Source organism: Pseudomonas sp. B111 (assembly GCF_026428275.1).
Classification (GTDB): Bacteria; Pseudomonadota; Gammaproteobacteria; order Pseudomonadales; family Pseudomonadaceae; genus Pseudomonas; species Pseudomonas aeruginosa.
The window spans coordinates 1,035,903-1,047,731 of sequence record NZ_CP097857.1 but is presented as its reverse complement, the minus strand read 5'-3'; the positions used below and the strand labels follow the sequence as shown (position 1 = coordinate 1,047,731).

The following is an 11,829-nucleotide window of genomic DNA, read 5'->3' as shown; positions in this document are numbered from 1 at the left end:
TGGTGCCCGCGCATCACTCGCGCAGCGGCATTTCCAGCGTCACCCGCAGGCCGTCCGCGCGGCTGTCGAAGTCCAGCCGGCATTGGCAGCGTTGCACGATGGCCTGGACGATGGCCAGGCCGAGCCCGCTGCCGCCGCTCTTGCCGTGGCGCCAGAAGCGCCGGGTGAGGTGCGGCAGGTCGGCTTCGGCGATGCCCGGGCCGTGGTCGCGGACGTGGAAGCGCGCGCAGCCTTGCTCGGTTTCCACCGCCAGCTCCACCCGGGTGCCGGCGGCGGTGTGGCGCAGGGCGTTGTCCAGCAGGTTGCGCAGCGCGGCGATGGCCAGCACCGAGGGGACTTCCAGCGGCGCCTCGGACAAGCCGTCGGCCAGCTTCAGTTCGAACATCCGCACGTCGCCGTGGCCGGCGTCGTGCATGGCCACCCGGGCGGCGTCCTCGGCGCTGCACTGCACGCCGTCGTCGAACGACAGGCTGCCTTCCACCCGCGCCAGCAGCAACAACTGGTCCAGCGTCCGGTGCAGACGGTCGGCGCCTTCCTCGGCGTGGGCCAGGGCCTGCTCGGCGGCGGCGCCCTCGGTCATGCGCGCGACCTGCAGGTGGGTCTTGATCGCGGTCAGCGGGCTGCGCAGTTCGTGGGCGGCATCGCCGGTCAGGCGTCGCTCGCGTTCGATGGCCTGGGCGATGCGCTGGAACAACTGGTTCTGGGTTTCCACCAGCGGTTTCAGTTCGCTCGGCAGGGCCGCCAGCTCCAGTGGCTCCAGCGAGTCGGCGCCGCGCCGGGTGAGGGCGTCGCGAATCCGCTTGAGCGGCGCCAGGCCCTGGCCGGCGCCGAGCCAGAGCAGGGCCAGGCTGCCGAGCAGGGCGACCGTCACCGGCACCGCGGCGGCCACCACCACCGAGCGTTGCAGCACGTCGCGCTCTTCCAGGCGGTCGGCGGTGCTGACCCGCAGATCGCCGGCCTGCACGGTGAAGCTGCGCCACAGCACGCCGTTGATTTCCTGGTCGCGGAAGCCGCTGGCGGTGCTGTCCAGCGCCCGCTCCGGGGTGGCATGGCTCTGCGCCAGGACTTCGCCGCGCAATGAGCTGACCTGGCAGGCCATGCCGTTGGGAATCCCCAGTTGCTCCGCGCTCAGGCGCGTGGTCTGGCCGTCCGCCGGCTGCGGCTGCGGCAACTGCTGGAGCAGGCCGGCGACCATCCGCGCCGAGGCCGCCAGGCGTTGGTCGAAGGAGCGCATCATCTGCCCGCGCAGGTCGCAGAGCATCCAGGCCGCGGCCAGCGACCAGAGCAGGATGAAGGCCGAGCCGAGGATCAGGGTCAGGCGCAGGCGCAGGCTCATGCGTCGTCTCCGTCGCCGCGCGCCGGCCCGAGGCGGTAGCCGAGGCCGCGCACGGTCTGCACGATGGCGTTGCCGAGCTTGCGTCGCAGGTGATGGATGTGGACGTTGAGGGCGTTGCTCTCGACCTCGTCGCCGAAGCCATAGACGCTGTCCTTGAGCTGCTCGCCGCTGAGGATCCGCCCGCGGTTGTTGAGCAATGCCTGCAACAGCGCCTGTTCGCGTCGCGACAGCTCCACGGGGCGACCGTCGAGCCAGGTTTCGCGGGTGCTCGGATCGTAGCTGAGGCGACCGTGTTCGATGACGTTGACGCAGCGCCCGGCGGAGCGCCGTTGCAAGGTATGCAGGCGGGCGCCGAGTTCGCGCAGGTCGAAGGGCTTGAGCAGGTAGTCGTCGGCGCCGGCCTGCAACCCGGCGACCCGGTCGGTCACCGCGTCGCGCGCGGTCAGCACCAGCACCGGCAGGTCGACGCCCTGCTGGCGCAGGCGTTGCAGCAGGCGCAGGCCGTCCTCGTCGGGCAGGCCGAGATCGAGGACCAGCACGTCGAAGCGCGCCACCTGGAGCAGCGCCTGGGTATCGGCGGCGCTGGCCACCCGGTCCACGGTCAGGCCCTGGGCGTTGAGGCCGGCGACGATGCCGCTGGCGATCAGGTCGTCGTCTTCGGTGAGCAGTACATGCATGGCGGTATCGCTGGTTAAAGGGATAGGAGTCTGAAGCGGGCGAATTAAGCCAGGATTATGCCCCGCCCGGCGCGTCGCCGGGGTTTTCCCGTGGCCGCGTTAACGGCCTGTTAATCGTCGCTGGCCATGCTGCCGCCGAGTTCATCGTAGAAGGCGTTATCCATGCGTGTGTTGATCCTGCTCCTGATGCTCCTGCTGCCGGGCCTGTCCCAGGCGCAACCGGGCGACGACCTGTTCGCGCCGCGCGGCGCGACGCAGACGGATTTCCTGCCGGTGGAGAAAGCCTTCCGCTTCACCTGGGAGCGCCTCGACGACGGCCAGGTGCAACTGCGCTGGCAGATCGCGCCGGGCTACTACCTGTACCAGAAGCGCCTGCGCTTCGACGGACTCGACCCGGCCTTGCAGCCGCAGTTGCCGCCGGGCGAAAGCCACAGCGACGAGTTCTTCGGCGAGTCGCAGGTCTATCGCCAGAGCCTGGAACTGACCCTGCCGGCGGCCGCCGCCGGACAACTGCGCCTGGGCTGGCAGGGCTGCGCTGATGCCGGCCTGTGCTATCCGCCGCAGAGCCAGGCGCTCGACCTGGGCGGTACCGGCCCTGCCGCCGCCGTCGCCGGGACGAGCGGCGAAGTCGCCGAGGACCAGGGCCTGGCCGGCAGCCTGCAGGCCGGCAACCTGGCCTGGAGCCTGTTGCTGTTCTTCGGCCTCGGCCTGCTGCTGGCGTTCGCTCCCTGTTCGCTGCCGATGCTGCCGATCCTCGCCGGGCTGGTGGTCGGCAGCGGCGCCGGCCCTCGTCGCGGCCTGCTGCTGGCCGGTAGCTACGTGCTGAGCATGGCGCTGGTCTACGCCGGACTCGGGGTGGTCGCGGCGCTGCTTGGCGGCAACCTGCAGGCCTGGCTGCAACAGCCGTGGCTGCTGGGCAGCTTCGCCGCGCTGTTCGTGTTCCTCGCGCTGCCGATGTTCGGCTTCTTCGAACTGCAACTGCCGGCGGCCCTGCGCGACCGCCTCGACGGTCTCAGTCGCGGCCGCAAGGGCGGCAGCCTGGCCGGCGCGGCCGCGCTCGGCGCGTTGTCCGGGCTGCTGGTGGGGCCGTGCATGACCGCGCCGCTGGCCGGCGCCTTGCTCTATATCGCGCAGACCGGCAATGCCCTGCATGGCGGCCTGGTGCTGTTCAGCCTGGGCCTCGGCATCGGCATGCCGCTGTTGCTGCTGGTGACGGTCGGCAGCCGCTTCCTGCCCAAGCCCGGTCCCTGGATGAACCTGGTCAAGGGCGTGTTCGGCTTCCTTTTCCTCGGCACCGCCTGGATACTCCTGCGTCCGCTGCTCGGCGAGGCGCTGTGGATCGGCCTTGGCGGCGCGTTGTTGCTGGTCCTGGCCTACGCCGCGCTGCACACGGCGCGAGGCCTGGCACGGCACGCGGTGCTGTTCGGCGCGGCGGGCTGCATCTTCGGTCTCTGGGGCGCGGCGATGCTGCTGGGCGCCGCGGCCGGGGCCGACGACCCCTGGCGTCCGCTACAGGTGTATGCGGCGGCGAACCGGGGCGCTACGCCGACGGCCAGTGCCCACGAGGCGTTCCTCACGGTGAGCCAGCCGGCCGAGCTGGACCGTCAGTTGGCTGCGGCCAAGGCCGAGGGACAATGGGTGCTGCTCGACTACTACGCTGACTGGTGCGTGTCCTGCCGGATCATGGAGAAACAGGTGTTCGCCAAACCCGATGTGCTCGCCGCCCTGCAGGGCGTGCGCCTGCTGCGGCTCGACGTGACCGCGGACAACGCCGCCAGCCGCGAGCTGCTGCGCCGCTACCAGGTACCCGGCCCGCCGAGCCTGATCTGGATCGGCCCGGAAGGCGAGGAGCGCCGCGCGCGCCGGTTGACCGGCGAAGTCGACGCCGGCGGCTTCCTCGCCCATTGGCAGGCGACCCGGGAGCGCGGCTGATGCTGAGTTTTTCCCTGGGACCGCTGGTGGTCTCGCTGCAACACCTGCTGCTGTTCCTCGCCCTCGGCGCCGCGCTGCTCGGTGGTTGGCTGGCGGCGCGCGGCGGCGGGCGCAACGCCGAGCCGGTGCTGTTCAACCTGTTGTTGCTCGGCCTGCTGGTGGCGCGCCTGGCCTTCGTGGTGCGCTACTGGCCGCAGTACCGTGGCGACTTCGCACAGATGCTGGATATCCGCGATGGCGGTTTCCTCGCCTGGCCAGGCCTGCTCGCCGCTGTGCTCGGCGCGCTGTTCTGGGCCTGGCGGCGACCGGCGCTACGTCGCTCGCTGGGTGTCGGCGCCAGCCTCGGACTGGCGTTCTGGCTGCTTGGCAGTCTGGGCCTGGGCATCTACGAGCGCGGTACGCGCCTGCCCGAACTGAGCCTGCGCAACGCCGCCGGCGAGTCGGTGCAACTGGCCGATTTCCGGGGCCGCCCGCTGGTGATCAACCTCTGGGCCAGCTGGTGCCCGCCGTGTCGGCGCGAGATGCCGGTGCTGCAACAGGCGCAGGCGGAGAATCCCGACGTAGTGTTCCTCTTCGCCAACCAGGGCGAGAGCGCCGAGACCGTGCGCCATTTCCTCCAGGGCGAGAACCTGCGCCTGGACAACCTGCTGTTCGACAACGGCGGGCAGCTTGGCCAGCAGGTCGGCTCGGTCGCCTTGCCCACCACCGTTTTCTACACCGCCGAGGGCCGCCTGCTGGGCAGCCATCTCGGCGAACTGTCCCGCGGCAGCCTGGCGCGCTACCTCGAAGCCTTCGAGCCGGCCGCTGCCGCCCCCGCAACCAGGAGTTCCGAATGAGACTGCCGCGCAACCTGATCACCCTTGGCCTGGGCCTGACCCTCCTCAACGCCGGCCTGGCCACGGCGGCGGAGGAGCTGCCGGCGCCGATCCGCATGGTCCAGGAGAAGGGCGCCCGCATCCTCGGCAGCTTCGACGCCCCGGATGGCCTGCGCGGCTACGCCGCCGAATACCAGAACCAGGGCATGGCGCTGTACCTGACGCCCGACGGCAAGCACGTACTCACCGGCCACCTGTTCGACGCCCAGGGCAAGGACCTCAGCCGCGAACCGCTGGAGCGCCTGGTGTATGCGCCGCTGGCCAAGGAAATGTGGCAGAAGATGGAGCAGAGCGCCTGGATCGCCGATGGCCGTGCCGACGCGCCGCGCGTGGTCTACCTGTTCAGCGACCCGAACTGCCCGTACTGCACCATGTTCTGGGAGCAGGCGCGACCCTGGGTGGATGCCGGCAAGGTGCAGTTGCGGCATATCATGGTCGGCATCATTCGCGAGGACAGCGAAGCCAAGTCCGCTGCGCTGCTGGCCAGCAAGGACCCGCAGAAGGCCCTGCACGACCATGAGCAGGCGGGCAAGGCCAGCACCCTGAAGCCGCTGGCGAAGATCCCGGCGGCGGTGCGCAAGCAGCTCGCCGGCAACATGGAACTGATGGAGTCGATGGGCGCCGCGGCGACCCCGGCGATCTTCTATCTCAATGCCGAGGGGCGCATGCAGCAGCAACAGGGCGCGCCGCAGCCGGACCAGTTGGCGGAGATCCTCGGTCCGCGTTGATCCTCCGGGCCGGCGCCGAGCCGCCGGCCATCTATACTCCCTGCGTTACGCCAACCCAGCGGAGCGAGGGCCATGGACGACGCATTCAGCGAGGAAGGCAGCGCGCAGCCGCGCCATGACGCTCAGCGTCCGGCGCTCGCTCCGCGGAGCGACGGTTTCGACATCCACACCTACCATCCCGACTTCGTCGCCGATCCCTATCCGCTGTTGCGGCTGATCCGCTCCCGTGCGCCGGTCTGCCGCGACCAGGCCTCGATCTGGTGGATCAGTCGCTATGCCGATGTCTCGGCGTGCCTGCGCGACCGCCGTTTCTCCGCCGACCCCGCTCGCCTTGGCGCCGCCGGCGTCCGCCAGGGCGGCGCCAGCTGGTTCGGCCACCAGCAATTGCAACCGCTGGCGCGCTTCTACGACAACTTCATGCTGTTCAACGACGCGCCGCGGCACACCCGCCTGCGCAGGCTGTTCGCTCCGGCCTTCGGCCCCGACGCCGTGCGCCGCTGGGAGGCGTGCATCGAGGCGCTGGTGGAAGAGCTCCTCGACAGCTTGCTGGAGCGCCGCGAGCCCGATCTGCTCAGGGACTTCGCCGAACCGCTGACGATCCGGGTGGCCGCCGAGCTGTTCGGCTTTCCCCGCGAAGACACCGGGCAACTGCTGCCCTGGGGCCGCGACCTGGCCGCCGGGCTCGATCTCGCCGCCAGCCACGGCGATGCCGGGCAGATCAACCGCAGCGCGGCCGCCTTCAGCGACTACCTGCAACGCCAGGCGCGCGGCTGGAGCGATGGCTCTTCGCGCCCGCCGCCCGGCGCAGCGCCGAGCATCCTCGACGGCGCCGCGATGCTGGAGGCCGGACTGGGCCTCGAGGACCTGGTGGCGGCCTATGCCATGGTGTTCATGGCCGCGTTCGAAACCACCATCAGCATGGTCGGCAACGCTACGCTGGCGCTGCTCACCCATCCCGACCAGCTCGATCTGCTGCGGCGGTGCCCGGAGCTGGCGGCGAACGCGGTGGAGGAACTGCTGCGCTTCGACGGCGCGGTGCGCGGCGGCGTGCGTTGCACCCTGGAGGAGGTGGAGATCGGCGGCCAGCGGATTCCGCCTGGAGAGAAGGTCTGGCTGAGCTTCCTCGCGGCGAACCGCGACCCGGAGATGTTCGCCGCCCCCGACCGTCTGCAATTGCAGCGAGCGAACGCCAAGCAGCACGTGGCGTTCGCCCATGGTCCGCACTACTGCCTGGGCGCGTACCTGGCCCGGCTCGAATTGCAATGCGCATTGCGCGGCCTGGTGCGTCGCCGTTTCGCCCTGGCCTCGGAACCGACGGACCTGCGCTGGCGGCGCAGCTCGGTGTTCCGCACCCTGGAGCGCTTGCCGATCGTCCCGGAAGGCGACGCTCAGAAGACCTGCGAGTAGCGCAGGATCAGCCGGCTGCCCTCGCTGCGGTTGCGTGCGCCGTATTCGTGATAGGCGTTGAGGAACAGCCGCGACTTGCCCCAGCCGAACATCAGCGCCGGGCCGATGGCATCGACCCGCTCGCGGGAGTCCGGGCGGTCGTGCCCGTCGACCCGCTCGTCGGTGATCTGTCGCAGGCTGTAGCCGGACAACCCGACTCGCCAATGCGCATCCAGCGCCAGCGATACCGAGTAGTTGGCGTGGAACGCCTGGCCCGGCTGCAGGTAGTCGTCGGCCAACGGCGGCGCCGGGTCGCGATTCTTGCCCGGCAACAGGTACTGCAGGCGAGCGCTGGCTTCCCAGCCTTCGGCGAATTCCCAGGTCAGCGCGTAGTGCGGGTTGAAGCTCCAGTGGTTGCTGCCGGGATTGATCGCCCGATGCCTGTCGTAGCGCCCGGTGGGTAACTGGAAGGCGAGGTTCAGGCGCTGCCAGTAGGGCCGGCCGAACAGCTCGGTCTGCGGCCATTGCAGGATGAACGGACTGACGATCAGGTTGCCGAGGCCGTTGGCGCTGCCAGCGTGGGGTTCGAAGTCGGGATCGGCGAGCAGCACCGGGACGAGGATTTCCGCGCCGTAGTAGGCGCCGAACAGCTGGTGCTGGCTGATGTGGGCGAAGTGGCTGGTGGCGAGCAGGGTGCGCAGGCGATTGTCGAGCGGGCGCCGGTGACCGTTGGCGTCCATGAAGTCGTCGGCCTCGTAGATATTCACGAACTGCTGGAACAGCGTGCCGGGCAGGGCCTTGCCGTCGAGGAAGGAGGTCTGGCCGAGGTTCATTCCCGGCAGCGCGGCGATAGCCTGGAACGAGGGCAGCAGCAGGGGCAGGGCCAGCAGGCTGGCCCGGGTGCGGGTGGTCATGGGCGTGTCCTTCTTGTTGTTGTTTTCCACGGGGCAGCGCGTCAGTCCGGCAGGTAGTCGGGCTGGCGCTCGGGGCTGGCGCGCTGGAAGGCTTCGAGCGCCAGGCAGCGCCCCTCCAGTTCGAGCAACGCCGGGTAGGGCGCCAGGTCACAGCCCATGCGCCGGGCGTTGGCCAGTTGCGGCACCAGGCAGCACTCGACGATGCCCGCTGCGGCGCCGGCGAAGAAGGCGCCGCGACGGTGTCGGTTCAGCAGGGTCTCCGCCGCCGCCAGGCCCTCGGCGACCCAGTGCGCGTACCAGCGCTGGCGGTCCTCGGCGTCTATGCCGAGGACCTGGGTCAGGTACTTGAGCACCCGCACGTTGTTCAGCGGATGGATGTCGCAGGCCACCAGCAGGGCCAGTTCCAGCGCCTGGGCGCGATGCAGCGGGTCGAGAGGGATCAGGCGCGGTTCGGGCTGCACGGCGTCGAGGTAGTCGATGATCGCCAGCGACTGGCTGAACCGACGGCCGTCGGCGTCGACCAGGGTCGGCAGCGCGCCCATCGGGTTGCGCTGGCGGTCGGCCGGGCGCAGTTGCTCGCCCTGCCGCAGGTTGACCGGCACTACCTGGTAATCCAGACCTTTCAGGGCCAATGCGATACGCACCCGATAGGACGTGGAGCTGTTGAAGAAGCTGTAGAGCTGCATGGGAAGTCCTGTTCAGAGAGTGACGGAAGAAGGCCTGGCCCGGCGCCGGCCCAGGCGATGCACGGCCACGGCGGCGAGCAGCGCCGGGATCACCAGCAGGGCGAGGATGCCGCTGAAGCCCAGGCCCAGGCCGAGCAGGGCGCCGCCGCTGAGGGAGCCGACGATCGAGCCGATGCGGCCCAGGCCGAGGGCCCAGCTGACCCCGGTGGCGCGGCTGCGGGTCGGATAGAAATCGGCGGCCAGGGCGTTGGCGCCGACCTGCGAGCCGCTGATGCAGAAACCGACGCCGGCGACGCACAGCGCCAGCAGGGCGAAGCTGTGGTAGAGGCTGGCGATGCCGAGGATGAACAGGGCGCCGCCGACGTAGGCCAGGCTCAGCACCCGGTGCGCGTCGAAGCGATCCATGGCGCTGCCCAGGAGGAGTGCGCCGAGGGTGCCGCCGAGCTGGAACATGGCGCTGATCGTCGCCGCCTCGCCGAGACTGAAGCCGGTGCCGCCGATCAGCGTCGGCAGCCAGTTGGTCAGCAGGTAGATGATCAGCAGGCCCATGAAAAAGGTGGCCCAGAGCAGCAGGGTGCCGCCGCGCAGCTCGGCGCCGAGGATCTGCCGCAGGGGCGAGGTGCCGTCGGACTCGTCGGCGGGCAGTTCGAGGTGTCCGGCCCAGCCGTCGGGCAGGCGCCCCAGGCGTTCGAGGATGCGCCGCAGGCGCGCCGCGTCCGGTGCGCGGCGGGCGAGGAAGCGCACCGACTCCGGCAGGCATGCCCAGAGCAGCGGCAGGCTCGCCAGGGGCAGGCCGCCGCCGAGCAGCAGCACGCTCTCCCAGCCCAGCGCCGGGACCATCCGCGCGGCGAGCAGGCCGCCCAGCGCCGAGCCGAGGGTGAAGCCGCAGAACATCGCGGTGACCATCAGCGCGCGGTGCCGGCGCGGGCAGTATTCGGAGGTCAGGGTGATCGCGTTGGGCATCGCCCCGCCCAGGCCGAGGCCGGTGAGAAAGCGCAGCAGGGCCAGGGTTTCCACCGAACCGGCGTAGGCCGAGGCGAGGCTCCAGCCGCCGAAGAACAGCACCGAGAGCAGGAGTACGCTCTTGCGTCCGAAACGGTCGGCCAGCGGGCCGGCGGCGAAGGCGCCGAGGGCCAGGCCGGCCAGCGCGGCGCCGAGGATCGGGCTGAGTTGCGCCGGGCTCAGTTGCCAGTCGTGGGCCAGGGCCGGGGCGATGAAGCCGATGGCGGCGGTGTCGAATCCGTCCATGGCGACGATCAGGAAGCACAGCGACAGGACTCGCAACTGGAAGGCGGAAACCGCCTGCGCATCGATGAAAGCCTGGACGTCGATCTTGTTGTTCTTGTCGGGCGTAGGCATGAGCGTTCCTCGGCCGTCGCCGCGGCGACGGCCCGGATGAAGGGCAGGGTGGGCCCGCGCCGTGCGCGGGCGGTGGGTCAGACCACGCGGACGCTGAGTTCGCCGAGGCCGTCGATGGCGCCGAGCATCCGCTCGCCGCGCTCGACCGCGCCGACGCCTTCCGGGGTGCCGGTGAAGACCAGGTCGCCGGGGCGCAGCTCGAAGAAGCGCGACAGGTAGCTGACGGTTTCCGCCACCGACCAGATCAACTGGTCGATGTCGCTGCGCTGGCGATCCTCGCCGTCGACCTGGAGGCTGATGGCGGCGTGGCGCGGATGGCCGACCTGGCTGGCAGGGTAGAGCGGGCCGATCGGCGCCGAGCGGTCGAAGGCCTTGCCGATCTCCCAGGGCCGGCCCATCTCGCGCATGCGCATCTGCAGGTCGCGGCGGGTCATGTCCAGGCCCACCGCGTAGCCCCAGACGTGTTCCTCGGCCTGCTCCAGGGGGATGTCGCAGCCGCCCTTGCCGATCGCCGCCACCAGTTCGATCTCGTAGTGGTAGTTGCCGGTCTGGTTCGGGTAGGCCAGCTCCAGGGTGCTGCCGGCGGCGACCGGGACCACCGCGTCGGCCGGCTTGCAGAAGAAGAACGGCGGCTCGCGCTCGGGATCGAAGCCCATTTCCCGGGCGTGGGCGGCGTAGTTGCGGCCGACGCAGTAGACCCGCCGCACCGGGAAGGTCTGGTCGCTGCCATGGATGGTGAGGCTGACGGGCGCTTCGGGCGCGAAGAGATGGCTCATGGGACGGGTCCTTCAGTGGGCGAGGGGTTCGCGGGATTCGCGGAGGATGCCGAGCGCCTGCTGCACAGGGCGGTCGGAGAAACTGAACAGCACGCAGTCGGTGGCGCCGGCTTCCAGGCGCAGCTCGGCCCAGGAGGGCACGACGAACAGATCCTTGGCCTCGAAGGCGAAGCGCCGGTCGCCGATCTGCGCCACGCCGCTGCCTTCCACCACCGAATAGACGCTGGCGTCGGTGCTGCGCGCGGGCTGCCCGAGGAAGCCGGCCGGCAGCAGTTGCAGGCAGGTGGCGATGGTCGGCATGGCCCAGCCGCCGGTGGCCGGGTTGACGTAGCGCAGCTTGTGGCCTTCCCAGGGATCGGGCCGTTCGAGGCGCGCCAGGCGCTCGAGGGCCTCGCGGCTGCGCGCGTAGGGGTAGCTGAACAGCGGCGAGGTCGGCGTCGTCGGCTGATGGCGCAGCGGCAGCATGTTGCTGCCGTAGCGGGCGAGGCTGTCGCCTTCGCCACGTCGCAACGGCTGTACCGGTTCATCATGGTTTTCGGCGAAGGTGGCGCCGAAGAAACGCAGCATCGGGATGTCCAGGCCGTCCAGCCAGACCACCGGCTCGCCGCCTTCCGCGGCGGGGCGGTTGCCGTGGTCGTGCCAGGTCCAGGACGGAGTGATGATGAAGTCGCCCGGCTCCATGCGGGTGCGTTCGCCGTCCACCGAGGTGTAGGCGCCGTAGCCCTCGACGACGAAGCGCAGGGCCGACTGGGTGTGCCGGTGGCTGGGGGCGATCTCGCCCGGCAGGATCAGTTGCAGGCCGGCGTAGAGGCTCGGGGTGATCGCCGACTGGCCGGGAAGGTCCGGGTTCTCCAGCACCAGCACGCGGCGCACCGCTTCCTCGGCGCTGATCAGGTCGCCTGCCTCGAGCAGGAACGGGCGCAGTTCGCGATAGCGCCACAGCGCCGCCTGGCAGCCGCCGGCGGGTTGCGCCGGGACCAGGCTGTGCAGGGCTTCCCAGAGCGGGGTGAGGTGCTGCTGGCGGATGCGTCGATAGAAGTCGGCGCGCTTCTCGGTGGAATTGTCGTTATGCATACCGATGAATCTCCGGCGGGAGGAGGCGGGGCCGCCTCGGTCTGGTAGTCATTATTCGAGGTGAAGGCATAACCGAATAATGATAT

Annotated in this window: 11 protein-coding genes; 4 read left to right on the top strand and 7 right to left on the bottom strand. The window is 70.3% G+C overall.

What is annotated here, in order from left to right; genetic code table 11:
- Nucleotides 1-13 precede the first annotated feature (13 nt).
- A complete protein-coding gene (locus M6E97_RS04810; protein ID WP_009314168.1) occupies nucleotides 14-1,336 on the bottom strand; it encodes an ATP-binding protein in 1,323 nt (440 codons plus the stop codon).
- On the bottom strand, nucleotides 1,333-2,013 hold the full coding sequence (locus M6E97_RS04805; RefSeq protein WP_003103570.1) for a response regulator: 681 nt from the start codon (nucleotides 2,011-2,013) through the stop codon (nucleotides 1,333-1,335). The genes M6E97_RS04810 and M6E97_RS04805 overlap by 4 nt, the downstream gene beginning before the upstream one ends.
- 162 nt (nucleotides 2,014-2,175) lie before the next feature.
- Between M6E97_RS04805 and dsbD the strand changes: the two genes are divergently transcribed.
- From dsbD to M6E97_RS04785, 4 genes are all read left to right on the top strand, one after another.
- On the top strand, nucleotides 2,176-3,945 hold the full coding sequence (gene dsbD / locus M6E97_RS04800) for a protein-disulfide reductase DsbD (RefSeq protein WP_003109558.1): 1,770 nt from the start codon (nucleotides 2,176-2,178) through the stop codon (nucleotides 3,943-3,945).
- Nucleotides 3,945-4,781 (top strand): TlpA family protein disulfide reductase, encoded by an 837-nt coding sequence (locus tag M6E97_RS04795; protein WP_003089792.1) that lies wholly within the window; start codon nucleotides 3,945-3,947, stop codon nucleotides 4,779-4,781. The genes dsbD and M6E97_RS04795 overlap by 1 nt, the downstream gene beginning before the upstream one ends.
- Complete coding sequence (gene dsbG / locus M6E97_RS04790) at nucleotides 4,778-5,548, top strand: thiol:disulfide interchange protein DsbG (RefSeq protein WP_003089790.1); 771 nt, start codon at nucleotides 4,778-4,780, stop codon at nucleotides 5,546-5,548. Before M6E97_RS04795 ends, dsbG begins: the two co-directional genes overlap by 4 nt.
- Before the next feature lie 72 nt (nucleotides 5,549-5,620).
- On the top strand, nucleotides 5,621-6,955 hold the full coding sequence (locus M6E97_RS04785; RefSeq protein WP_003089787.1) for a cytochrome P450: 1,335 nt from the start codon (nucleotides 5,621-5,623) through the stop codon (nucleotides 6,953-6,955).
- Here M6E97_RS04785 and M6E97_RS04780 read toward each other — a convergent pair.
- From M6E97_RS04780 to gtdA, 5 genes are all read right to left on the bottom strand, one after another.
- Complete coding sequence (locus M6E97_RS04780; RefSeq protein WP_019485206.1) at nucleotides 6,937-7,848, bottom strand: SphA family protein; 912 nt, start codon at nucleotides 7,846-7,848, stop codon at nucleotides 6,937-6,939. The genes M6E97_RS04785 and M6E97_RS04780 overlap by 19 nt on opposite strands.
- 41 nt (nucleotides 7,849-7,889) lie before the next feature.
- On the bottom strand, nucleotides 7,890-8,534 hold the full coding sequence (maiA, locus tag M6E97_RS04775) for a maleylacetoacetate isomerase (RefSeq protein WP_003113293.1): 645 nt from the start codon (nucleotides 8,532-8,534) through the stop codon (nucleotides 7,890-7,892).
- 12 nt (nucleotides 8,535-8,546) lie between these two features.
- Entirely contained in the window at nucleotides 8,547-9,893 is a 1,347-nt protein-coding gene (locus M6E97_RS04770) for an MFS transporter (RefSeq protein WP_023094007.1), read from the bottom strand.
- 77 nt (nucleotides 9,894-9,970) lie between these two features.
- Nucleotides 9,971-10,669, bottom strand: coding sequence for a fumarylacetoacetate hydrolase family protein (locus tag M6E97_RS04765; RefSeq protein WP_034005383.1), 699 nt, complete (start codon nucleotides 10,667-10,669; stop codon nucleotides 9,971-9,973).
- Nucleotides 10,670-10,681: 12 nt separating this feature from the next.
- Complete coding sequence (gene gtdA / locus M6E97_RS04760; RefSeq protein WP_019486297.1) at nucleotides 10,682-11,743, bottom strand: gentisate 1,2-dioxygenase; 1,062 nt, start codon at nucleotides 11,741-11,743, stop codon at nucleotides 10,682-10,684.
- Between the last annotated feature and the right edge of the window lie 86 nt (nucleotides 11,744-11,829).